Origin of the sequence: Streptomyces sp. NPDC058678, from assembly GCF_042714835.1 — a bacterium.
Lineage (GTDB): Bacteria > Actinomycetota > Actinomycetes > Streptomycetales > Streptomycetaceae > Streptomyces.
In genome coordinates this window covers 138,198-161,569 of the sequence record NZ_JBHXSG010000011.1, presented here as the reverse complement: position 1 = coordinate 161,569, position 23,372 = coordinate 138,198, and the positions used below count along the sequence as shown (strand labels likewise).

The following is a 23,372-nucleotide window of genomic DNA, read 5'->3' as shown; positions in this document are numbered from 1 at the left end:
CGGCAAGCAGCGGAGCCAAGGAGTGATCAGGCCAGGTGAAGCCCTCGAACACGGCGGACCCCACGACGCCGCCCGCGCCGCCCGCGCCCGGCCCCGCGCCCGGCGCCGGGCCCGGTCCGGGCCGGCTTCTGGTCGGATCGATACGCGCAGCGGCCTCGCTGGCGCTGTTCTGCTCGCTGCTCCAGGCCGCGCTGGCGGGCCTCTTCGTGACCGGCGACGTCGGCATGCTCGACCTGCACGGCATGAACGCCGGGCTGGTCCACCTGTTCACGCTCACGCAGGTGGTCCTGTCGATCGTGCTCTGGAGGAAGGGGCGCGCGCCGAAGTGGCCCATGGCGGCCACGACCGCGGCCCTGCTGATGGGCGCGACGCAGCAGGTGCTCGGGGACGAGCGGGTCATCGCCTGGCACATCCTGCTGGGCACCGCGATCGTCGCCGCGCACACCGCGCTCACCATCTGGGCCTTCTCGCTGCGCACCACCGCTCGCGCGGCCGGGGGGCAGCGGTGAGCGGGCGCGTCACGGGTTCCCTGTCCCGTCGGCGCCTGCTCGGGGCCGCGGGCGCGGCGACGGTGGCGGCCGCCGTGGGCACGACCGCCGGATGCGGCCGGCTGACCGGGGAGACCACCGGCGAGGTGCTCGCCACCCGGGCGGCTCTGCCCGAGCCGTTCACCGTCCCGCTGCCCGTCCCACGCGTCGCCTCGCCGGTACGCGGCACGGGTGGCACGGACGTCTTCGAGGTGGAGCAGCGGGCCGCCCGGATCGAGATCCTCCCCGGCACGAAGACGGAGGTCTGGGGCTACGACGGCACCTTCCCCGGGACCACGTTCGTGGGCCGCAGCGGCCGCCGCACGCTGTTGCGGGTCGCCAACAAGCTGCCCGTCCCCACCTCCACACACCTGCACGGGGGTGTCACCCCGCCCGAGTCCGACGGCTACCCGACGGACCTGCTGCTGCCCGCGGGCGCGGCGGGCCGCCGGGACTGGACCGCCTCGATGGCGCACCACGGGCACGGGGACCACGCCGCGCACGGCGACGGAAAGGCTCCCGAAGGCTGGACGTTCAGCCGGGAGCGGCGGGAGTACGAGTACCCGCTGGACCAGCCGGCGGCGACGCTCTGGTACCACGACCATCGGATGGACTTCAGCGCCCCGCAGGTGTGGCGCGGCCTGGCCGGCTTCTTCCTGGTGACCGACGACGCCGAGGAGGCGCTCCCGCTGCCCAAGGGGGAGAGGGACATGCCGCTGATGCTGTGCGACCGGTCCTTCGAGGAGGACGGCGCGTTCCGCTATCCGTCGCTGGACCCCACGCTGACCGGAGAGCCCGGCGTGAGGGCCGCGTACGACGCCGGTGTGCTCGGCGACGTGCAGCTGGTCAACGGCGCCCCGTGGCCGATCCTGGAGGTGGAGGCCGCGCACTACCGGCTGCGGCTGCTCAACGCCGCCAACGCCCGCCGCTACCGGCTGCGGCTGGAGGCGGACGGGTCGAAGGGTGCCCCGTTCGTCCAGGTGGGCAGTGACTGCGGACTTCTGGAACGGCCGGTGACGCACACGACGCTCACCCTGGCACCCGCCGAGCGGTTCGACGTGGTCGTCGACTTCTCCGGGTTCGAGGACGGGACGACGGTGCGTCTGGTCAACACCCTGGAGGACGGCGGCATGCGCGACGTGATGGCCTTCCGGGTCCGGCGCACGGGTGCGAAGGACGGGGCGTCGGTGCCGGCCCGGCTGGTGCGGCAGCGGTGGGTGGAGCGCCGGGAGGCGGTGGGGGAGCGGCAGTTCGACTTCCGGTCGACCAAGGAGGACGGCGGCCACATGTGGACGGTCAACGGCCGTCCGTTCCGTGTCGACGAGACGTGGGCGCGGCCGAAGCTGGGCACCGTGGAAGTGTGGCGGTTCACCAGCGACTTCCACCATCCCGTCCATCTGCACCTGGCGCAGTTCCGGGTCGTGTCGCGCAGCGGGAAGGAGCCCGCGGCGACCGACGCCGGCTGGAAGGACACGGTGGACGTCCGCCCCTACGAGGTGGTGGAGGTCCTGGTGCGGTTCCACGGCTACAAGGGCCGCTACATGATGCACTGCCACAACCTGGAGCACGAGGACATGGCGATGATGGCCAACTTCGACGTGGTCTGATCCCGTCGGAGCCGCGGTGTGCGCCGGGGGTCAGCAGGTCGTGCACGGGCCGGAGGGTCTGTCGTGGCGGCCCCCCGCGTACACCGCGTAGAGCATGCGGGCCCGGTCGCGCTGCGCCTGGGCGCTCCGGCGTGCCGTGTAGGCGCGGAAGGCGCTCGGGAAGTCACGCGGATCGCAGTCCATCAGTCCGCCCAGCAGGACCGCGTCGAGCAGGGTTTGGTGCCAGCCGCCGAGTGCGAAGGGGAGGGCGGGGCCGTCGGTGTCGCCGGCGAGGGCCACGCGGTGGTCGGTCCAGCGGGTCGCGGGCGGCGGGTCGCAGGGGGCCCAGGTGTGCCAGCCGTCGCCCCCCGCGAGCAGCGCGCGAACCTGTTCCCCCGCCTCGGCGCAGTCGCCGAGGACCTGGTCGACGGTGACCGGACGGTTCTCCACGGTCCCTCCGGCGCCGGCCGTGCACTGGACGCACAGGTCGACTCCGCCTTCAAGGCCGGTGGGGCACTGCACGACCTGCCATCGCGGGCGCGCCCAGACGGTGAGGGCGTCCGGGTGCAGGGTGTCGGGGAGCCGGCCGCCGGGCAGCACGGCGTGGTGGTAGGCGGTCGTGGAGGGGTGGTGGCGGGTGCCCGTGAGCTGGTGGTGGACGGTCGAGCAGGCACCGCCCGCCCCGACCAGGGCGTCGGCGACGAGACGTTCACCGCTCCGGAGGACGACGGTGACCCGTTCCCCGTCCTGTTCGTAGCGGTCCACCGGGGCCCCCTGCCTCACCCGGACGTCCGGGTTGCCGGCGCACGCCTCGTACAGGATCCCGTGCAGGTCGCGGCGGGCGACGACGGTGGTGGGGCAGGCGTCGGACCCGTCCCCCGCGGCCGGGACGGATGCGAGCTGCTCGCCGGTGGTGCCCTCCATCAGGCGTAGTTCGCCGATGGACACGCAGCGCGCCCGGACCGCGTCGCCGACGCCGAGGCCGTCGAGCGCGCGCAGGGCGTGTTCCGACAGCCGGATGCCGGCCCCGGGGTCGGGCGCGGAGTCCCCGGTGGCGAGGACCATGACCCGGTGCCGGTGCCGGGCGATGCCGAGGGCTGCGGCGAGCCCGACGATTCCGGCGTCCTGTACGAGGACGTCGGCCATGGGCACCGGCGTGTTCAGTTGCTGCGCCACATCACTTCCAGGCTGTCAGCGGACGGAGACCTGACCTCGCGGCGTCAGGCAGGCAGGCCGGTCCAGCGCGGTGTCCGCGCGTAGCGGGGCTCGAAGACCAGTCGGCACAGCAGACGGGCGGGAGGCGGGAGTTTACCGAGAACTTCCTTGCGCGTCGCCGGTGAGACACCGTCCAGTGCCCAGGGCAGGAACTCCGCCGCTCCGCTCAACCCCTGTGTCCGCTGCAGGTACTTGACGTAATGCTTCCATCCCTTGGCCCCCAGGTGGGTCTGGGCCAGGGGGAGGGCCAGGTCCTCCTCGTGCTCCATGTGGGTGACGAGGGCGTCGGCGGCCTCGCCGGCGACCTGGGCGAGGTCGGGCGAGCGGGTGTCCAGGCACTCGTCGATCCGGGCCAGGAGCGGGTCGATACGGCCGTGTTCGGCCTCCATCATGTCGAGCACGGTGATGTCGTCCGGGTCCGTGACCCTCTCGCGCAGGTGCGGCCAGATGGCCTCGTCCTCCGCGACGTGGTGGACGTGCAGCTGCCTCTTGAAGGTCTCCCAACCCTGGCGGACCGAGGGTTCCTGGGCGCGCCCGTCGGCCGCCGCGGTGACGAGGCGACGCAGGTCACGGGCGAAGGCGTCGTGGGCGAAGTACATCAGCGAGAAGTCGATCTCGCCGGGTATGGGGGCGCGCCTGCGCATGGCGGTGTCGCGGTCGCTGCCGTCAGGTGCCATGGGTACTCCTCGGAGGCGGCATGCGGAAGATCGCATGCGGAGGTGACGTGCGGTGCGGGGCGTTCGTGAGGTGGGACTCGCGGCTCGGACGGAGCGCGGTCTTTCGCATGCTCTCCGTGACGATAACCAGAGGTCACTTAACAGTCAAGTATCTTATTAGCAAAGAGGAATGCGGGTGGCGGTTGCGGTCTCCGGGACTTGGTGCTGGTAGGCGCCGCCTGCCCGGTCGGCCAGCCACGGGGCCGCGCCGGTGTAGGCCGCCGGTTCGCACAGCTGCCGCAGCTCGTCGTCGCCGAACGCACCCGCCAGTTCCGGGGCTGCCGCCAGCACCGCGGACAGGGGCTCGCCGGAGGCGGCGCAGCGGTTCAGGGACGTGGAGACCAACCGCTTCGCCTCCGGCCTGCCGAGGAGAGGGGCCAGCACGGCCGCCAGCCGCTCGGAGACCATGCCGTCGCCGGCGATCCGCAGGTTGCGGTCCATCCGCTCCGGACCGACGACGAGTCCCGCGGTCAGTTCCGCCGCCGTGTGCGCGGCACCGCCGGTCAGCCGCAGGCACTCGCGCAACTGCTGCCACTCGGCGTGCCAGCCGCCCGCCGACCGCTCGTCCTCCGCCACCAGGCACTGCGTCAGACCGGCCGCGAGCACCGGTACCTGCAGCGCCGCGCTGCGGATCAGGGTGGCGAGGACCGGGTTGCGCTTGTGCGGCATGGCCGACGACACCCCCCTGCCCTCCCCGCCGCCCTCGGCCACCTCGCCGATCTCGGTGCGGGCCAGCACCTGGACGTCCGCGGCGATCTTGCCGAGGGCGCCCGCGGTGAACGCCAGACAGGCGGCCAGGTCGGCGAGCGGGGTCCGCAGGCTGTGCCACGGAAGCTCCGGGACGGCCAGTCGGGTCTCGGCGGCGAACGCCCGGGTGAGGGCGTCGGCGAAGTCGCCCGGGGTACGGGCGCCGCCGGCCCCGTCGAACCAGCCGTCCGCCCGCGCGTACTCCAGATAGCCGGACAGGGTGCCGGCGGCGCCGCCGAGGGAGACGGGCAGGCCGTGGAGCAGCACCCGGCCGACCCGGTCCGCGGCGTCCATGACCAGGCGGTGCCAGCCGGCGGCCTTGAGCCCGAAAGTGGTCGGCACGGCGTGCAGGGCCAGCGTCCGGCCCGCCATCGGCGTGTCGCGATACGCGCGGGCCAGGCGCGCCAACTCCTCCGCGGTGCGCAGCAGGTCGTCGTGCACCGTCCGCAGCGCGCGCAGCGAGACCAGCATGGCGCCGGTGTCGAGGACGTCCTGGCTCGTCGAACCGCGGTGCACGTACTGGGCGGCCGACGGGTCGTGCGCGGCGACCACCTCGGTCAGCGCCGACACCAGGGCGACCACCGGGTTGGCCGTCTCCCGGGCCGCCAGGGCGATGGCCCGCAGGTCCAGCCGCTCCGCCCGGGCGGCCTCGGTGATCGCCACCGCCGCCGCGGGGGGCAGGACACCGAGGCGGGCCTGCGCGCGGGCGAGCGCCGCCTCGGCGTCGAGCATGGCCTGGAGCCAGGCCGTGTCGCCGGTGGCGGCCTCGACCGGGGTGCCGGCCCGGACCGGGGACAGCAGGCCGTGGTCGGCCTCCGGAGCCGGTGGAGCCGTCACACGATCACCCCCGTGAGGTCGGTCGGCGCCGACTCCGGCCGGACCTCGGCCGGCACCTCGGTGACCGGGGGCAGCGCCAGGACCGCCCGCGCGATGGCGTCGGTGTCCCCGAGCGTGACGGAATCGACGCCGGGCCGGACACCGGCGGCGGTGACCCAGTGGACCGACTCGGTCGGCACTCCGAACGCGAACCGGCGCGGGTGCGCCCGGCCCCGGGCGTCCAGGAGCCGGTAGGGCCGCTCGGTGATGGCGAGCCCGCCGGTCTCGTACACCGTCCCGCACTCCCCGGGGATCCGGTAAGGGCCCGCCTGCTCGGTCGCCAGCAGGTGGCGCAGCAGCGGATCGTCGGTGCGGCGCAGGTCGGGCTCGGGCAGCCGGGCCTCGATCAGGACCCGGGCGCGGACCACGGGGCCGGGGACGCGCGCGGACTGCGCCGTGAAGCACTCGGCCGCGGCGTCGAAGCGGATCTCGGTGCCGGGTCCGGTGATCTCCACGACCCCCGCCTCGATCAGCGCGGCGAGCTCCTCGATGCGGGAGGCCGGCGGGCCGATCGACAGGAAGGCGTTGAGCGGGGTGTACCAGCCCTCCAGGTCGTCGCGGTGCGAGTTGCCCTCCAGCCCACCGTGGTCGACCGCGAGCCGGATCTCGTTGCGCAGATCGCGCAGCACGTCGAGGGCGGCCTTGCGCGGCCCGTCGACGTTGCCGGCCAGGGCCTGGCGGACGTCCTCGTGGAGCCGGTCGACCAGCCAGGCGCGGAAGGCCTCGCGGTCGGCGAACTCCTTCCCGCGCAGGGGCTGGGAGACCTCCTCCCAGTCCCACTCGTCCTCGGGGTCGATGCCGTACGCGGTCAGCAGCCGGGCGGGGTCGTGACCGAAGCGGACCTTCAGGTACCCGGCGGTGAACCGCTCGACGGCGGACGCCTCCACCCCGCGGGAGCGCAGCAGGGCGGCGTAGTAGACGCTCTCCACCTCGCGGCTGATCAGCGGCCACAGGTCCGTGGAGAAGTGCACCCGCTCGCCGTCCACCGCCCGCGCCCGCAGGCGCTCGATGAGGGCGGGGGTCAGCAGCTTCGGCAGGTACCGCCCGTGCGCGCCCTTCTGGTTCTCGCCACGCGCGTGGAAGGGGACGCCCCGGCGGGAGCTGGCGTACAGCTTGGGCTCACGCCCCGACGGCCGGTAGACCAGCCCTTCGCCGGTGCGCTCGAACGTCCCGCCCCGACCGGCCGTGAACAGGGCGACGTAGTCGAAGAAGTTGAGACCCAGGCCGCGCAGCAGAACGCTCTCGCCCGGCACGACGACGTCGAGGTCCACGTCGGCGGGGTTGGTGGGGGTGATGTACGTGAGGTGGTGGATACGGGCCAGGGCCGCGGTGCGCTCCTGCTGCGGGGTCAGCCGCGCCGGCACGTGGCCGAGCGACAGCACGATGGCTTCCAGGTGGTTGAGCCGGGTGCCGTCCTCCAGCCGGACACCCTGCGGCCCGCCCGTGATCCCGTGCGTGTCCGCCATGGCCACGGCGCGCGAGCGGTGGATGCGCACCTCCAGGTGCGCCGGGGCGCCCGCCGTGACCCGGCGGAAGCAGTCCGCGAGGTAGCTGCCGTACAGGGCGCGGGTCGGGTACGTGTCCGGGCCCAGCCGCGCCGCCTCGGCCAGCGTGTGCTCGTCGTGCTGCCCCGGTGCGCCGTCGGCGAGCCGCCGCGCCCACTCGTACAGGCTCGGGCCGGGCTCGATCGGGCCGTCGATGCCGGCGCTGTCGTCGGTGAACACCGTCACCTGCGAGGCGACGGTGTTCATCAGCAGGTGGCGTGACTGGTCGGCGCGCCAGACCTGTCCGGCGCCGGGCGCGAACGGATCGACGACGTGTACCACGATCTCCTGGTGGGACGGCGCCTGCCGTTCGTTCGCGCACAGGCGCTCCAGGACCGACAGTCCGCGCGGTCCGATACCGACGATGCAGATCTCCCTGCGCTTGCTGCTCATGCGGAGCCCTCCACGTGCGATGACTGCCGGGTCCGGGCGAGGCGACGCCCGTTCACGGCTCTGGGCAGGATGGGCCGGATCGTGGCAGCTGAGGACCGAGTCGGGTCAACGCGATGCGTCCGGGTCCGTCAAGTTCCGGGCGGTCAGGGCGGGAACCTGACATACGCGCAGCCGGCCCCCAGCCACGGGCGGTTGTCCCGGTGCAGGGTGTGGGCCATGCAAGCCGCCTACATCGAGCAGCTAGGTTCGCCGGACGAGATCCGTTACGGCGAGCTGCCCCCTCCGCGCCCCGGCCCGACCGACGTTCTCGTCGCTGTCACGGCGACCACGGTCAACCCCGTGGACACGTTCGTGCGTTCGGGGATCTTCCGGACCCCGGTCTCGTTCCCGCAGGTGCTCGGCCGTGACCTGGTCGGCACCGCGGTCGAGGCGGGGCCGGGCGCGGCCGGCTTCGAGCCGGGGGACCAGGTGTGGTGCAACAGTCTGGGCCACGCCGGCCGGCAGGGCCCGGCCGCCGACCTGGCGGTCGTCCCCGCCGACCGGCTCTACCGGCTGCCGGACGGAGTCGACCCGGAGACCGCCGTCGCGGTCCTGCACCCCGGCGGCACCGCCCACCTCGCCCTCTTCACCCACGCCCGACTCCGGCCCGGGGAGACGGTGTTCGTCGCGGGGGCCGCCGGCAACGTCGGCAGCGCGACGGTGGTGATGGCGGTGGACGCCGGCGCCAGGGTCGTCGCCTCCGCCGCCGCCCGGGACCGGGAGTACGTCCGCTCCCTCGGCGCCGAGACGGTGCTCGCCTACGACGACCCCGACCTGGAGGCACGGCTGCGTGCCGCCCACCCGGCCGGCGTCGACGTCCGGATCGACACCTACGGCACCAACGACCTGACCGCCGCGGTGGAGTCGCTCGCACCGCGCGGCCGGATCGTGCTGCTCGCCGGTGTCGGCTCGCGGCCGGTGCTGCCGGTGGGGCCGTTCTACATGAAGGACGCCTCGATCCTCGGGTTCGTCATCTCGCACGCCCGCACCGACGAACTCGCCGACGCGGCGGCGGCGATCAACCGCCTGCTGAGCACCGGGGCGCTGCGCCCGCGGCACACCGAGCGGATCCCGCTCAGCGAGCTCGCGGACGCGCACCGGCGCATGGAGAAGGGCGAACTGCACGGCAAGCGGCTGATCGTCAGGCCCGATCTCGACAGGTGAGGACGCGATGGCACACATACTCGTCGCCGGTGGCGGCATCGGCGGTCTGGCCGCGGCGCTCGCTCTGAGCGACCGCGGGCACACGGTGACCGTGCTCGAACGGGCCGCCGAGTTGACCGAGCTGGGAGCCGGCATCCAGCTGGCGCCCAACGCCTTCCACGCCCTCGACCGGCTCGGCGTCGGCGAACGGGTGCGGGAGCGTGCGGTGTTCATCGACGCGCTGCGCCTGATGGACGGGACGACCGACGAGCCCATCGCGACGCTCCCCCTCACCTCCGCCTACCGCCACCGGTTCGGCAACCCGTACGCCGTGGTCCACCGCACCGACCTGTACCAGCCGTTGCTGGACGCCTGCCGGGAGCGCGCGGCCACGGTCCGGCTGCGGACCAGGAGCGCCGTCCGCGGCTACGAACAGGACGAGGACAGCGCCACCGCGGTCCTCGACGACGGCGAGCGCGTCACCGCCGACGCGCTGATCGGCGCCGACGGCATCCGCTCGGCGGTACGGGCGCAGCTCGTCGGTGACGGCGAGCCGAGAGTTTCCGGCCACACCATCTACCGCTCCGTCATCCCGATGGACCGGGTGCCCGCGGAGCTCCGCTCGGACACCGTGACGCTGTGGGCCGGACCGCGCTGGCACTTCGTGCACTACCCGATCAGCGGCGGACGCCATCTGAACCTCGCCGCCACCCGCGACGACGGTGCCTCGGTACCCGTCTCGGGCCTTCCCACCTCGACCGACCAGGTCCTCGACGAGTTCCCCGACCTGGGGACGACCGCGGGGCGCCTGCTGCGCCTGGGCGACAACTGGAAGTCGTGGGTGCTGTGCGACCGCGAGCCGCTGGACCGGTGGGTGGACGGCCGGGTCGCCCTCCTCGGCGACGCCGCCCACCCGATGCTCCAGTACGCGGCCCAGGGCGCCTGCATGGCGCTGGAGGACGCGGTGCTCCTCGGCGACCTCACCGACTGCCCCCCGCACGCGCTCTCCGGCCGACTGGCCGTGTGGAACGCGGCCCGCAGCCGACGCACCGCCAAGGCGCAGTCCGTCGCACGCGACATGGGCCGACTGGTCTACCACCCGTCGGGAGCGGCCGCCGAGATCCGCAACAAGGAGCTCTCCGGGCTCACCGTGGACGAGCTCCACGACAAGGTCGCCTGGCTGCACGGCGCCCGCGACCTGACGCGCGTCTGATCCCCCAGGGCCGGATCCGCGGCCCGCCCCCCTGACAACTCCTAGCGAAGGCAGTGATCCGTCATGACCATCCTGCTCGGAACCAGCGGCAAGACGACGTTCTCCGCCCGCGCCCAGATCGAGACGTCGGCCTCCCCCGAGAAGGTCTACGACACCGTCAGCGCCCTGGAGCGCAGCGGCGAGTGGAGCGTGGAGTGCACAGGCGGCACCTGGGTGTCGGGCCGTCCCGGCACGGTCGGCGCGATCTTCCGGGGCGACAACGTGCGGGGCACCGACGTGGTCGCCTGGGCGCCGGTGATCCGCGGACCCTGGCACACCGAGTCCGAGGTCGTGGCGGCCGAGCCCGCCCGAGTGTTCCGCTGGTCGGTCCTCGACAGCTCCCGGGGCCGGCAGGAAAGCGTGTGGTCCTTCGAGATCGAGCCCACCCTCGACGGCGGCAGCCGCCTGGTGCACAGCTACTGGCTCGGCGAGCTGACGGAAGGGCTCGCGAAGATCTTCTCCGGTCTGGGCGAGGAGGAGCGGACGCGCTTCGTCTCCGAGTGGAACGCGAAGCTGGCGGCCGACATCCGCAGCACGGTCACACGCATCAAGGCCGTCGTCGAGAAGGACTGAGGTGTGATGACCACCCGCTGGATCAACGGCTGGGATCCGGAGGACGAGGCGTTCTGGGAGAGCCGTGGCAGGCGCGTGGCCCGCCGCAACCTGGCGCTCTCCGTCGTCTCCGAGCACATCGGCTTCTCCGTGTGGACCCTGTGGTCGGTGCTGGTGCTGTTCATGTCGCCCGACATCGGACTCGGCTTCGGCGCCGACGAGAAGTTCCTGCTGGTGGTCACGCCCACCCTCGTCGGGGCGCTGCTGCGGCTGCCCTACAGTCACGCGGTGACCCGCTTCGGCGGCCGCAACTGGACGGTGTTCTCCACCGCTCTGCTCCTGGTGCCCGCCTCGGGGGCCGCCTACTTCGTCCAGCGGCCCGGCACCGACCTGTGGGTGTTCCTGCTCGTCGGGGCGCTGGCAGGAGTGGGCGGCGGCAACTTCGCGTCGTCGATGACGAACATCGCCGCCTTCTACCCCCGCAGACTCCAGGGCTGGGCGCTCGGGGTGAACGCCGGGGGCGGGAACCTCGGTGTACCGGCGGTGCAGTTGGTGGGCCTGCTGGTGATCGCCACCGCGGGCGACACCCACCCGTCCCTGGTGGCGGCCGTGTACCTGCCGCCGATCGTCCTGGTGGCGCTCGCCGCCGCGCTGCTGATGGACAACGTCGACGCGGTGCGCACCGAGCCGGGCGCCCTGCGAGAGGCATCCGGCCACCAGCACACCTGGTGGATCTCCCTGCTCTACGTGGGGACGTTCGGTTCCTTCGTCGGCTACGGCTTCGCCTTCGGCCTGGTGCTGCAGAACGAGTTCGGCTCCTCGCCCCTGGAGGCCGCCTCGTACACCTTCCTGGGACCGCTGCTCGGCTCGCTGGCGCGGCCGCTGGGCGGGAGCGCCGCCGACCGGTGGGGCGGCGCGCGGGTCACGCTCGTCTCCTTCGCCGGGATGTCGGCGGGCACCACGCTGCTGCTGACGGCCTCGGCGCGTGGCGCCTTCCCCCTCTTCGTCACCGGCTTCGTCGTGCTGTTCGTGCTCAGCGGGATCGGCAACGGCTCGACGTACAAGATGATCCCGGCCGTCTTCGCTCGACAGGCGGGACGGGACATCGCCGACGGGCACGACGCGGTCCGCGCCTTCGCGCGGGCCCGGCGCCTGTCGGGAGCGGTCATCGGCATCGCCGGCGCAGTGGGGGCACTGGGCGGAGTCGCCATCAACCTGGCCTTCCGCGCCGCCTACGGTGGCGGCGGCGCCGCCGGCGGCGAAAGCGCCTTCTGGTCCTTCCTCGGCTTCTACGCCCTCTGCGCGCTGGCCACCTGGGCCGTCTACCTGCGCCGGCCCTCCGGGCCCGCCGCCGCCCCCGCGCCGCGCACCGCACCCAAGGAGGTCGGACGTGTCTGACCCGACGGCCACCCACTGCCCGTACTGCGCGCTGCAGTGCGCGACCGCCCTCACCCCGGACCCGGCGGCACCCGGCGGCGTCAGGGTGCGGCCCGACGCCGACTTCCCCGTCAACCGGGGCGGGCTCTGCCAGAAGGGGTGGACGGCCCCGGCGCTGCTCGACGCGCCCGACCGGCTCCGGACCCCGCTGCTGCGCGACGGCGCGGGGCACCTGCGTCCAGCCGGCTGGGACGAGGCACTCGACACCGTCGCCGCCCGGCTGGCCCGGCTCCGCCGCGAGTACGGCCCCGAGGCGGTCGCGGTGCTCGGCGGCGGCGGGTTGACCAACGAGAAGGCGTATCTGCTGGGGAAGTTCGCCCGCCTCGCGCTCGGCACCTCGCGCATCGACTACAACGGGCGGTTCTGCATGTCCTCGGCCGCCGCGGCCTCCACCGCGGCGTTCGGGCTCGACCGCGGACTGCCGTTCCCGGTGACCGACCTCGGCGACGCCGACGTCGTCCTGCTGGCCGGCGCCAACCCCGCTGAGACGATGCCGCCCCTGATGCGCCACCTGACCCGCGCCGACCTCGTCGTCGTCGACCCGCGCCGCACACCGACCGCGGAGCGGGCCGCCCTGCACCTGCGCCCGCGCCCCGGCACCGACCTGGCCCTGGCCCTCGGCCTGCTGCACACCGTGGTCACCGAGAACCTGGCCGACACCGCGTTCGTCGACGCGCGCACCACCGGGTTCGCGGACGCCTGGCGGCACGCCGCCGACATGTGGCCGGAGCGGGTGGAGCGGATCACGGGCGTGCCGGCGGCCGACCAGCGCGCCGCCGCCCGCCTGCTGGCCCGCGCCGGGCGCCGCTACGTGCTGACCGGCCGCGGAGCCGAGCAGCACAGCAAGGGCACCGACACCGTCGCCGCGTTCGTCAACCTGGCGCTCGCCCTCGGGCTGCCCGGCACGGCGGGCGGCGGATACGGCTGCCTGACCGGCCAGGGCAACGGCCAGGGCGGCCGGGAGATGGGCCAGAAGGCCGACCAGCTCCCCGGCTACCGTTCGCTGACCGATCCCGCCGACCGCGCGCACGTCGCCGCCGTGTGGGGCGTCGCTCCCGAGGATCTGCCCGCCGCGCCGGGCCCCAGCGCCTTCGAGCTGCTCGACTCGGCAGGCACCGCGGACGGTCCTCGGGCTCTGCTCGTGCTGGGCACCAACCCGCTGGTCTCGGCGCCTCGTTCGGCGCGGATCGCCGAGCGTCTGGCGGCGCTCGACCTGCTCGTGGTGGCGGACTTCCTCCCTTCGGAGACCGCGAACGCGGCGGACGTGGTGCTGCCGGTCGCGATGTGGGCCGAGGAGGAGGGGACGATGACGAACCTGGAGGGGCGGGTCCTGCGCCGTCGGGCGGTCCGCCGCCCCCCGCCGGGAGTCGCGACCGACCTCCAGGTGCTGCGCGCACTGGCGATCCGGCTCGGCCAGCCGGCCGGGCGGTTCCCGTCCGACGCGCGCGAGGTGTTCGAGGAACTGCGCAGGGCGACTGCGGGCGGCCCGGCCGACTACTCGGGGGTCGGGTACGAGCGGCTCGACGCGGGCGAGGCCCTGCACTGGCCGTGCCCGGCCGGCCCCGGCAGCCACGGCGGTACACCCCGGCTGTTCCTGGACCGGTTCGCCCACCCCGACGGGCGGGCCCGCTTCGCCGCCGTACGGCACCGGGACTCCGCGGAGGCCGCGGGCGGCGCCTACCCCCTGTACGCGACGACGGGCCGGGTGCTGGCGCAGTACCAGTCCGGGACGCAGACCCGGCGCGTGCCCGAACTGCTCCGCGCGGCGCCGGAGCCGTTCGTGGAGATCCATCCGGACGCGGCCGGGCAGGCCGGGGTCACGGCCGGTCAGCTGGTGCGCGTGACCTCCGCGCGGGGCAGCACCGTGGCCCGCGCCCGGCTGGTGGCCACCCTGCGGGCGGACACGGTGTTCCTCCCGTTCCACTACACCGGCGACGGGCGGGCCAACCTGCTCACGTCGACCGCGCTCGACCCGCGCAGCCGTATGCCCGAGTTCAAGGTCAGCGCGGTGCGTGTCACGCCGGAGCCGGAGTGAACACGCCCGTGCTGGTCGTCGGCGACGGGCCCGCCGCGCGCCGGCTCACCTGGGCCCTGGCCGACCGTGGGCATCGCGGGCCGGTCGTCGTCGTGGCACCGGGGGACGGGCCCGCCCCGGAGGCGGACCGGTATCCGGACCGCGTCGAGATCCTCGACGCGGCCGGAGCGGTCCGGCTCGACCGCCCGCGGCGCCTGGTACGCACCGCGCGCCACGGCGACCTGCCGTACGGCGAACTGGTCCTGGCCACCGGGGTGCGCCCGGTCCGGGCGTCCTGCGCCGCCCACGGTGGCGAGACGGACCCCGGCTGCCGCGTCCAGGCAGGGCGCCACCTGCCGCGGCTCGCCCCGGGACCGGTGGTGGTGGTCGGCGGCGGGCCCCGCGGTGTCGAGGCGGCCCTCGAACTGGCCCGCGCCGGGCGAGAGGTGACCCTGGCGCACCGCGGTCCCGTGCCGATGCACCGGCGGCTCGACGAGGTGGCCGGAAGGATGCTGGCCGACACGCTCGCCGAGGCCGGCGTCACCCTGCGGCTCGGCCGCACGGTCACCGAACGCGTCCCGGGCAAGGTGCTGCTGGACGACGGGGAGGTGGTGCCGGCGGAGGCGCTGCTGGTGCGCGCGGGCAGCCGACCCGACACCCGGGTGGCCGCGGCGGCGGGGCTCGCCGTCCGCCACGGGGTCCTGGTGGACTCCCGGCTGCGGACCGTCGACCCGGCCGTCAGCGCGCTCGGCGGCTGCGCCGAACTCCCCGCGCCCGCGCCCGATCCGTACCCGGTGGCCTGGGACGCGGCCGACGCGCTGGCCGCCCGCCTCACCGGCGGACCGGTGCTGTTGGCACCCCCGCACGTGCTGCGGCTGCGTGGCCCCGGCCTCGAGACGGCGGTGGCCGGCAGCCTGGCGGCCCTGGAGGCCGCCACCGAGCAGATCACCCTGTACGACCCCGCCGGCCGCCGCTATGCACGGATCGGCCTGGAAGCCGGGCGCGTGTCGGCCGCGGTCGTGACGGGGCTCCCCGCCGCGGCGGCCGAGGTGGCGCGCCTGTACGAGCGGGGGCTGCCGGTGCCGGCGGCTCGCCTGGCTCTCCTGCTGGGGGTTCCGGCCCGCACCGGGAGCACCCGGCCCCTGCCGGACGACACGGTGGTGTGCCGCTGCAACGACGTCACCCGCGGGCGGCTCGCCGATGCCTGGCGCGGCGGTGCCCGGACCGTCGCCGCCCTGGCCGCGGCCACCCGGGCGACCACCGGGTGCGGCGGGTGCTCGGACGACCTGCGGCGGCTGTGCACGGCGATGGACGCGCGCGAGAGCGGGACGGGAGAAGTGGCATGAGACGGACCCTGCTGGTCGCGGGTCACGGGATGGTGGGTCACCGGCTGGTGGCCCAGGTGCGACGGCGGGACCCGCAGGGCCGCTGGCGGGTGGTGGCCGTCACCGCCGAGGCGCACAGCGCCTACGACCGGATGGCGCTCTCCTCGTACGCGCTGCGGCCCCCCGGTGATCCGGGACTCGACCTGGTGGGACCCCTGCGGACCGACCCCCTGGTCGAGCTGCGGACCGGGACCCGCCTGGTGGGGATCGACGTGGCCGGCCGGACCGCGCACTGCGCCGACGGCACCGCTCTCCCTTACGACGCCCTGGTCCTGGCCACCGGCTCGCGGCCGTTCGTGCCGCCGGTGCCCGGCAGCGGGCTTCCCGGCTGCTTCGTGTACCGCACCCTCGACGACCTGACCGCCCTGCGGGCGGCCGCCGAGGCGGGTGCGCCGGGGGTCGTGATCGGCGGCGGACTGCTCGGCCTGGAGGCGGCCGAGGTGCTGCGGCGGCTCGGCATGCGGCCCCACGTCATCGAGATGGCGCCGCGGCTGATGCCGGTCCAGGTGGACGCGGCCGGTGCGGAAATCCTGGCCGGCCTGGTGCGGAGCCTCGGCGTCGACGTCGTGGTCGACGCGGGAGTGGAGGCCGTGCGGGCCGGGCCCGACGGCCGGGTGGCGGGGGTGGCCCTGCGGGACGGCCGCGTCCTGCCCGCCCGGGTGGTCGTCTTCGCCGCCGGGGTACGCCCGCGTGACGAACTCGCCGCGGCCGCCGGACTGTCCGTCGCCCCGCGGGGCGGGGTGGCCGTCGACGCCTTGTGCCGAACTGGCGCGCCCGGGATCTGGGCGGTCGGGGAGTGCGCCTCGCTCGACGGCCGCACCTACGGTCTGGTCGCGCCCGGCTACCGGATGGCCGACACGGTGGCCGCGCGGCTCACCGGCGACGAGACGGCGGTGCTGCCGCCCCTGGACACCTCGACGCGTCTGAAGGTGCTGGGCGTCGGCGTGGGAACGTTCGGCGACGCGCACGCCACCACACCCGGGGCGCTGTCGCTGGCCCGCACCGTCGGCACCAGCTCCTACGAGAAGCTCGTGCTCTCGGCGGACGGCCGCACACTGCTCGGCGGTGTGCTGGTGGGCGACCTGTCGCGCTGGGCCGTGCTGCACGCCCTGGCCGGCCGCGAACTCCCCACCGAGCCGGAGCTGCTGCCCGCCGCCCTGTGAGCAGCCGTCCTGAGATCCGCGACGGCGGGACGGCGCCGGGCACGGGCGAGGCGGGGGACGGCATGCCGTCCCCCGCCCCTTCCCCTCTGGCCCGGCCGACCCCGCCCGGACCAGATCCACGCGCCGCGACGCCCGGCGGGGGGAGCCGGGCGGCGCGACGCCGTCAGACCCGAGCCGCCGCGGTGAGCAGGCGAGCCGTCTCGGCGACCCTTCTGCCCAGGTGGCGGGCGGTCTCGGTGTCGGCCTTGGTGACGGCCTCGTCGCCCTGGTCGATGTTGGCCTGGGCTGCGGCACCCAGCGAGACCCCGATCCGGTTGAGGTCGTGCTCGGAGGCCGTGGAGGAGTTCCAGCCCGGCAGCAGGTCCAGGTTCACCCAGTGCATACCGTGCTGGGCGGCGAGGATGCCGAAATACTGCAGGGTGTGCAGCTTGTCCCCGCTCTTCGCGCCGGAGACGGTGAACCCCGCGGCGACCTTGCCGGCCCAGGCACGGTCCGACCACCGCCCGGAGGTGGACTGCGCGAAGGTGTGGAAGGCGGCGGACGCGGTCCCCATGTAGGTGGGGGCGCCGAAGACGACGGCGTCCGCCGCGTCCAGCAGCGCCCACTGCTCCTCGGTGACGGTGTCGACGCGGACGGCGAAGACCTCCGCGCCCGCGTCGGCCGCGCCGTCCCGTACGGCCTGGGCGAGTACGGCCGCGTGACCGAAGCCCGAGTGGTAGGCGATGACCACACGCGGTCCTGCCATGGCTGCTCCCAAGTGTCGGCGGGCCCCGCGGCCCGGATCAGTTTCCGGTGCCGATGAGCACGCGGCCCAGTTCGGCGGTGAGGTGGGAAAGGTCGTGTGCGTGACCGTGGGCGGCGATGTGTCCGTCCGGCCGCACCAGGTGGAAGCCGGGTTCCGCGCAGCCCGTCGCCTCGGCCGCGTGTCGCGGGTCCAGTACCACGGGGCGCACCTGCGGGTGGGCCGCGGTCAGCCGCGCCACCCGCTGGGCGAGGTCGTTGCCGTCGGCGTGCGGCACCACGGCCACCGTCCAGCCGGAGAGCCCCGCCCTCGGGCCGGCCATGGCATGGGCCAGGGCCAGTTCGCGGGGGAAGACCATGCCGATCCGCAGCCTGCCGGGCAGCCTGCCGAGCATGGTGCACCTGGCCTGGCCGGACGGCCGCTGCGTACGGCGGGCCGGGGTGTAGGCCACCCGTCGCCCGGCCATGACGGGGAACACGTAGCGGGGGACGACGCCGGTCGCCCCGGCCAGCCGGAAGGCGGTGTCGCGCACCGCGATCCGGGTCCTGCCGTCGGCCATCCAGGCCCGGGTCTGCCGGTCGGTGTCGGCGACGATCCGTTCGGTGGCTTCGGTGCGTTCGGGTGTGTAGCTCTCCAGCAGCGCGTGCGGGGACTCGCCCTTCAGGACGGCGGCGAGCTTCCAGGCCAGGTTGTAGCCGTCCTGGATGCCGTTGTTCATGCCCTGCCCGCCGGCCGGGCTGTGGACGTGGGCGGCGTCTCCCACCAGGAAGACCCTGCCGCGCTGGTACTCGGTCGCCTGCCGGGCGTGCACGCGGTAGACGGTCTGCCAGACCGGGTCGGTGATCCGCACCCCACCCGGACCGCGCTCGTCCAGCAGCCGCTGCATCATCGGCACGCTCACCGGGGCGCCGCCGGACGGGAGCACCGCCAGGATGCGGAAGACCCGGTCGGGCAGTGGGGCGATCATGAGGGTGCCGCCGGGCGCCTGGTGATACTGCAGCTGGTCCGGAGGCAGCACGCCCTCGACCCGGGTGTCGACGAGGGCGAAGGAGAGCGGGTACGTGCTGCCCTGGAATCCGATGCCGAGGGCGCCGCGGACCGTTCCTGACGCACCGTCCGCGCCCACCACGAAGGTGGCACGGACGCGTTCGATCCCCGCGTCCCCGTGTTCCAGGACGGCGGTGACGCCGTCGGTGGCCTCTATGCGGCCGCTGTGGTCGACGTCGTCGAAGGCCAGCAGCCGTACCCCTCGTTCGATCTTCCCCCCGAGGCGGTGGAGCTGTTCGGTGAGCAGCCGCTCGGTCTCGTACTGCGGGAGGTGGATCGGCCGCAGCGGCTCGGGGATGGTGAAGGTGGCCAGGCGCCGGCCGTCCGAGAAGTAGCTGAACCCGCGGACGGGGACGGCGGCGTCGCGCAGTGCGCCGCGCAGTCCCAGCTCGCCGAGGATGTCGGTGGCACGCGGCCACAGGGCCAGCGCCTTGGGCACGGTGGAGGGTTCGAGCGCGCGGTCGACGAGACGGACCCGGACACCGCGGCGCAGCAGTTCGCAGGCGGTGAACAGGCCGGTGGGACCGGCGCCGACGACGAGGACGTCGAGTGCGGCGGTCACGCGCCGTCCCCCAGCCCGGCCGCCGCCGGCCGGAGCCGTTCGGCGAGACGGCGGGACAGTTCGATCCGCTGGACCTTCATCGTCGCGGTGCGCGGCAGCTCGGCCAGAGGCATCTGGACCGGTTCGGCCAGCTGCGGGAAGTCCCTGACCGCACGCCTCCAGCGCTCCGGGTCAAGTGGCGTGTTGCCCTTGGTGCACACCACCGGCAGCGGCTCCCGGTCGGGGCCGGGCACGACGACCAGTTCGGCGAGCTCCTCCAGCCGCCCGATCAGGGTGTCCTCGATCTCCAGGGTGCTGTCGACGTTGGGGATCACGTCCACGGCCCGGTCGAGGAGGTGGACGCGGCCGAGCCGGTCGCGGTATCCGACGTCACCGGTGCGCCACCACTTGCCGTTGAGTTCCTTCTGGAAGCGCTCGTCCTCCGCGTAGTAGTTGACCGCCCGGCCGTCGGTCTGGACCTCGATGAAGCCGGGGGTGCGCTTGGAGGGACGGTGCCCGTCGCGCGGGACGATCCGCACGTGGGTCATGCCCGGGATCGGGAAGCCCAGGCAGCGGCCGTTGGCCTTGTGCGCGTTCTTCGCCGTGTACCAGCGTCCGACGAGCGGACCGCACTCGCTCTGCCCGTAGAACTGGAAGAACAGCGGCCGGTGCCGGCGCGAGGCGGAGAGCAGCCGGTGCATCGTCGGAGGGTGGATCGCGTCGAACGTACCGCTGAAGTACTTGACGTTGGCCAGCGGCCGCAGCGGATGGTCGACCAGTTCCTCCCACTCCATGTACGAGTTGGGGTGGGTCTCGACGAACCCGGGCCGCACCTTCGCGAACAGGGGAGCGACCTGCTCGGGCGAACCGTCGTCCACGACGACGACGGGCATGCCCTTGGGCAGCACCACGGCCAGGGCCATGAACATGCGCGAGTGCACGAACGACACGTGGATGGCGTAGGTCTCGCGTTCGCGGATGAGCGCGGCGAGCTTCTGCTGCGGCCGGAAGCGCCCGTACAGGGAGCGCGCGGTGTGCACCACGAGCTTCGGGATGCCGGTGGTGCCCGAGGTGTGGGTCATCAGCGCCGGGTGGTCCGGACCGAGGAGGACCGGGCGGCGCCGGGGCGAGCCTGCGAGCTTGTCGAGCGAGACGGCGCCGTCGTGCTCGCCGTCTCCGACCAGGACGACGCTGGAGGTGAGTTCGTCGAGCGGGCGGCCCGCGAGCTCCCCGGCCAGCTTGCCGCCGTCGGTGATCAGGTGCGGCCGGTCGAGGCGGGCCAGCAGCGCGGTGACGGTCTCGCCGTCCAGCGCGGGCGACAGCAGCGCGGGGGTGGCGCCGAGCCGGGCGGCCGCCGTCGCCAGCACCCAGATGTCGAAGTTGTGGGCCTTGTAGACGGCCACGTGGTCGCGCGGCCTCAGCCCCGCCGCCCACAGACGGGCCGCGGTGTCCTCGACCAGTTCGGCCAGCTCCCCGACGGTCAGCTGACGCCCGGCGGCGGGCGCCAGGTCCAGATCGTGGTCGAGTGTGATGGGCGCGTACGGGTGCCGGGCAGCCGCCTCCTCGGGCACCATGCCCAGGTACAGGGCGTTCCTGCCGACCGGAATGTGGAGCACCATGTCGCCTCCTCGGGCGTTGAATGTCAGGCGGACGGGAAACGGAGCCGGATCATGTCCTGGTCCTCGGGCGTGAGGCGGATTCCGAAGACGTCCCGCAGCGCGACGACGACCTGTGCACCCGTCAGTTCCCTTGTTTCGCCGCTGCCGTCGGGAAGGACGACAGACATTTCGCGGTCGCGCAGGAGATGCCGGGACCGGTCGTTTCCGCGCATCGCGATCACCTTTCCGGTGAACGTCGAACGCGGGCTGTGCGCCGTGTAGTAGTTGGCCACCTCGAAATCCACCAGGTGGTGGAGTTCCGGGCGGAAGGCGTAGAGGTCGAACCAGCCGTCCTGGTGCAGCGACTGAAGAACCCAGTCGGGGCCTTCCGCGTGAATGCGCCACTTCCACTCGCCCGCCTCGGCGACCGCGCCCGCCGCCAGCGGCAGCGGTTCGACGAGGCCTTCGTCGCCGAACCCGGCGTCGGCGAGGTACTGCTGATCCCCGATGGTGACGACCAGGACCGCGTGCGCCCGGTAGCGGATCTGCCGGCGGCCCCGCCGCACCCGGGCGAGATACCGGGTGACGGTGAACCCGAGCCGGGTGAGGGCGGCGGCCAGCAGCAGGTTGTGCTCGAAGCAGTAGCCGCCGCGGCCGCGGTCCACCAGCTTGCCCTGGAGGTCGTCGAGGTCCAGGGAGATCTCCCGGCCGAGGGCCACGTCGAGGTTCTCGAAGGCGATGGCCGTCATGTGCGCCCGGTGCACCGCCGCCAGGACGGCCGCGGTCGGCGTGCGCGGACCGTCGTACCCGATCCGTCGCAGGTAGGCGTCCAGGCGCAGGGACGTCGCGTCCCACTGGCCGGTCGGCCCGCCGGACGGATCCGACGCGCGGACCTCCGTGCCGTCGGAAACGGCTTGATCGGTGAGCATGTGCCGAAATCCTCCCCCCGGTGGTGCGCAAAAACAGCAGGCGACCGGAATCCTGACCCGGCGGACAGGCACGGTCAACGCGCCATTTCACAGTCCGTCAAGTGAGCCCGCCGTGAACGAAACGGCAGGTCGCGGCGGTACCAGGGCGGCCATGACTTGATGGATTCCGGCCCACCTGACGGAATGCGCCGATGTTCTTTGTCGGGCCGCGCCGCACCGACGCAGGATCGGCAGCGCCTGACCGAAACCGGGCCACCGCATTCACTTCCGGACGGGGGACGGAACCGATGACATCCAGGGTTTCCACGCACGGCCCACCCGGCGCCTCGGCCGCGCGGAATCGTTCCGCCGCGTCCGTCGTCGTCCGCACGACCGCCGGCAGGGTGGCCGGGACACTGAAGGACGGGCTCGCCGTCTTCCGGGGCGTCCCCTACGCCACCCCGCCCGTGGGCGCCCTGCGCTTCGCTTCACCGCGCCCGCCGGTGCCGTGGAGCGGCGTGCGGGACGCCACGCGGTTCGGCCCGGTCTTCACGCAGTCCGGGCCCGTGCCGGGTTCCGAGGACGCCCTGCACGCCAACGTGTGGACACCGGACACGACCGGGCCGCGGCCCGTGCTGGTCTACGTCCACGGCGGCGGGTGGCAGGTCGGCGCGGGCAGCGTGCCGACCTTCGACGGCAGCCGGCTCGCGGCCCGCGGCGACATCGTCGTCGTGAACTTCAACTACCGCCTCGGCGTGTTCGGCTGGGGCCTGCACGAGCAATTCACCGACCCGCGCACCGGGCTGAGCGGCAACTGGGGCCTCCAGGACCAGATCGCCGCCCTCGAGTGGGTACGGGACAACGCCACGGCCTTCGGGGGCGACCCGAACGACATCACGCTCTGCGGCACCTCGGCCGGCGGGGCGACGGCCTGGCAGCTGTCCCTGATGCCGGAGCTGAGGGGGACGGTCCGCCGTCTCGTCGCCATCAGCGCCGCGCATCCCTCGGCCCCCTCCTTCTCCCTCACCCCGTCCGACGCCGGGACGGTGTACGAGGCGCTCGCCGCCCGGTTCGGCACCGGCGTCCCGGGGCTGCGAGAGGTTCCCGACGAGGCGCTGCACACGGCGTGGCTGGAGATGTTCTCCGGCGACCCGGACGACCGGCCGGTGGGCAGCGGACGCGAGTACCGCGGCCCGGTGCGCGACGGGCGGCTGGTGCGGGCGTTCCCGCACCAACTGCCCACCCCCGAGGTGCCGGTGCTGTCCATCCACAACAGCACGGAGGGGTCCTTCTTCACCGATCCTCTCTCCCCCTCCTTCCCTCCCGCCCCACCGGCACCCACCGACGTCGCCGAGCTGCGCGAGGCGGTCGCCGGAGTGCTCCGCAAGCTGGGCCCCGCCCCTGCCGCCGCCGCGGTCGATGCCTGTGTCGACGCCTATCAGGAGGCGGCGGTCGCGGAGGGGTCCGACCTCACCCCGCGCTCCCTGTGGACGGAGGTGTGGGGCGACGCGCTCTTCCGGCACCGGATCGTCCGGCTCGCCGAGCGGCACGCCACGCAGGGCCGCACGCCCGTCTACGTCATGGAGTTCGCCCATCCCACCCGGCCTCCCCACTTCGGCACCCCGCACGACGCGACCTCGAAGTTCCTGTTCGGCACCCACGGGGCCCCGGCGAACGTCGCGCAATTCGGCGACGGTCCCGCCGAGCGCCGGATCTCCGGGATCTTCTCCGAACTGGTCGCCTCGTTCGTCCGGACCGGCGTCCCCGCCGGCGCGCAGGCGCCGCCGTGGCCGGTGTTCTCCTCCGACACCCCCAGCACGCTGGTGCTCGGCGGCGACGAGGGGGCCCGGGTGACTCGGCTGCCCAAGCGGCGCCAGCTGGCCTTCTGGGACGAGTACCGGGCGTACTCCTCCCCGTGATCCCGTACGGACCGCACGGGGCGATCGT

At 74.1% G+C, this 23,372-nt stretch carries 18 protein-coding genes; 10 read left to right on the top strand and 8 right to left on the bottom strand.

Annotated elements, in window-relative coordinates; genetic code table 11:
- Positions 1 to 35 precede the first annotated feature (35 nt).
- Both ACFWWR_RS13695 and ACFWWR_RS13690 read left to right on the top strand, forming a co-directional pair.
- Complete coding sequence (locus tag ACFWWR_RS13695) at positions 36 to 509, top strand: hypothetical protein (protein WP_383876398.1); 474 nt, start codon at positions 36 to 38, stop codon at positions 507 to 509.
- Positions 506 to 2,134 carry a multicopper oxidase family protein gene (locus ACFWWR_RS13690; protein ID WP_384303354.1) on the top strand — a complete coding sequence of 543 codons (1,629 nt, stop codon included), beginning with the start codon at positions 506 to 508 and terminating at the stop codon, positions 2,132 to 2,134. Before ACFWWR_RS13695 ends, ACFWWR_RS13690 begins: the two co-directional genes overlap by 4 nt.
- A gap of 30 nt (positions 2,135 to 2,164) precedes the next feature.
- On the opposite strand, the gene ACFWWR_RS13685 is transcribed toward ACFWWR_RS13690, so the two are convergent.
- The 4 genes from ACFWWR_RS13685 to ACFWWR_RS13670 form a co-directional block, all read right to left on the bottom strand.
- Positions 2,165 to 3,289: an FAD-dependent monooxygenase gene (locus tag ACFWWR_RS13685; RefSeq protein ID WP_383876403.1), complete on the bottom strand. Its 1,125-nt coding sequence runs from the start codon at positions 3,287 to 3,289 to the stop codon at positions 2,165 to 2,167.
- 44 nt (positions 3,290 to 3,333) lie between these two features.
- Positions 3,334 to 4,005 (bottom strand): hemerythrin domain-containing protein, encoded by a 672-nt coding sequence (locus ACFWWR_RS13680; protein ID WP_383876405.1) that lies wholly within the window; start codon positions 4,003 to 4,005, stop codon positions 3,334 to 3,336.
- A 156-nt stretch (positions 4,006 to 4,161) separates the two neighbouring features.
- On the bottom strand, positions 4,162 to 5,628 hold the full coding sequence (locus ACFWWR_RS13675; protein ID WP_383876407.1) for a lyase family protein: 1,467 nt from the start codon (positions 5,626 to 5,628) through the stop codon (positions 4,162 to 4,164).
- Positions 5,625 to 7,604, bottom strand: a complete 1,980-nt coding sequence (locus ACFWWR_RS13670; RefSeq protein WP_383876409.1) for an FAD/NAD(P)-binding protein — start codon at positions 7,602 to 7,604, stop codon at positions 5,625 to 5,627. Before ACFWWR_RS13670 ends, ACFWWR_RS13675 begins: the two co-directional genes overlap by 4 nt.
- Before the next feature lie 216 nt (positions 7,605 to 7,820).
- On the opposite strand from ACFWWR_RS13670, the gene ACFWWR_RS13665 reads away from it, so the two are divergent.
- From ACFWWR_RS13665 to ACFWWR_RS13635, 7 genes are all read left to right on the top strand, one after another.
- Positions 7,821 to 8,807 carry an NADPH:quinone reductase gene (locus ACFWWR_RS13665; protein WP_383876412.1) on the top strand — a complete coding sequence of 329 codons (987 nt, stop codon included), beginning with the start codon at positions 7,821 to 7,823 and terminating at the stop codon, positions 8,805 to 8,807.
- A gap of 7 nt (positions 8,808 to 8,814) precedes the next feature.
- Positions 8,815 to 9,999, top strand: coding sequence for a 3-hydroxybenzoate 6-monooxygenase (locus tag ACFWWR_RS13660; protein ID WP_384303352.1), 1,185 nt, complete (start codon positions 8,815 to 8,817; stop codon positions 9,997 to 9,999).
- A gap of 63 nt (positions 10,000 to 10,062) precedes the next feature.
- The gene (locus ACFWWR_RS13655) at positions 10,063 to 10,611 is read left to right on the top strand and encodes an SRPBCC family protein (RefSeq protein ID WP_383876417.1); all 549 of its coding nucleotides are present in this window, start codon (positions 10,063 to 10,065) and stop codon (positions 10,609 to 10,611) included.
- Between the two features lie 6 nt (positions 10,612 to 10,617).
- Entirely contained in the window at positions 10,618 to 11,988 is a 1,371-nt protein-coding gene (locus ACFWWR_RS13650) for a nitrate/nitrite transporter (protein WP_383876419.1), read from the top strand.
- Positions 11,981 to 14,062 carry a molybdopterin oxidoreductase family protein gene (locus ACFWWR_RS13645; RefSeq protein WP_383876421.1) on the top strand — a complete coding sequence of 694 codons (2,082 nt, stop codon included), beginning with the start codon at positions 11,981 to 11,983 and terminating at the stop codon, positions 14,060 to 14,062. Before ACFWWR_RS13650 ends, ACFWWR_RS13645 begins: the two co-directional genes overlap by 8 nt.
- Positions 14,059 to 15,387, top strand: coding sequence for an FAD-dependent oxidoreductase (locus ACFWWR_RS13640; RefSeq protein ID WP_383876423.1), 1,329 nt, complete (start codon positions 14,059 to 14,061; stop codon positions 15,385 to 15,387). The genes ACFWWR_RS13645 and ACFWWR_RS13640 overlap by 4 nt, the downstream gene beginning before the upstream one ends.
- The gene (locus ACFWWR_RS13635; RefSeq protein ID WP_383876425.1) at positions 15,384 to 16,589 is read left to right on the top strand and encodes an NAD(P)/FAD-dependent oxidoreductase; all 1,206 of its coding nucleotides are present in this window, start codon (positions 15,384 to 15,386) and stop codon (positions 16,587 to 16,589) included. The genes ACFWWR_RS13640 and ACFWWR_RS13635 overlap by 4 nt, the downstream gene beginning before the upstream one ends.
- A gap of 163 nt (positions 16,590 to 16,752) precedes the next feature.
- On the opposite strand, the gene ACFWWR_RS13630 is transcribed toward ACFWWR_RS13635, so the two are convergent.
- Genes ACFWWR_RS13630 through ACFWWR_RS13615 form a run of 4 tightly spaced genes read right to left on the bottom strand, consistent with a single transcriptional unit; the run spans position 16,753 to position 21,446 of the window.
- The gene (locus ACFWWR_RS13630) at positions 16,753 to 17,334 is read right to left on the bottom strand and encodes a flavodoxin family protein (protein ID WP_383866799.1); all 582 of its coding nucleotides are present in this window, start codon (positions 17,332 to 17,334) and stop codon (positions 16,753 to 16,755) included.
- Positions 17,335 to 17,371: 37 nt separating this feature from the next.
- A complete protein-coding gene (locus ACFWWR_RS13625) occupies positions 17,372 to 18,940 on the bottom strand; it encodes an FAD-dependent monooxygenase (protein WP_383866801.1) in 1,569 nt (522 codons plus the stop codon).
- Positions 18,937 to 20,538 carry a class I adenylate-forming enzyme family protein gene (locus ACFWWR_RS13620; protein WP_383866803.1) on the bottom strand — a complete coding sequence of 534 codons (1,602 nt, stop codon included), beginning with the start codon at positions 20,536 to 20,538 and terminating at the stop codon, positions 18,937 to 18,939. The genes ACFWWR_RS13625 and ACFWWR_RS13620 overlap by 4 nt, the downstream gene beginning before the upstream one ends.
- Before the next feature lie 23 nt (positions 20,539 to 20,561).
- A complete protein-coding gene (locus ACFWWR_RS13615) occupies positions 20,562 to 21,446 on the bottom strand; it encodes an arylamine N-acetyltransferase (protein ID WP_384303350.1) in 885 nt (294 codons plus the stop codon).
- 287 nt (positions 21,447 to 21,733) lie between these two features.
- On the opposite strand from ACFWWR_RS13615, the gene ACFWWR_RS13610 reads away from it, so the two are divergent.
- Positions 21,734 to 23,344, top strand: coding sequence for a carboxylesterase/lipase family protein (locus ACFWWR_RS13610; RefSeq protein WP_383866807.1), 1,611 nt, complete (start codon positions 21,734 to 21,736; stop codon positions 23,342 to 23,344).
- The last annotated feature ends 28 nt before the right edge of the window (positions 23,345 to 23,372 follow it).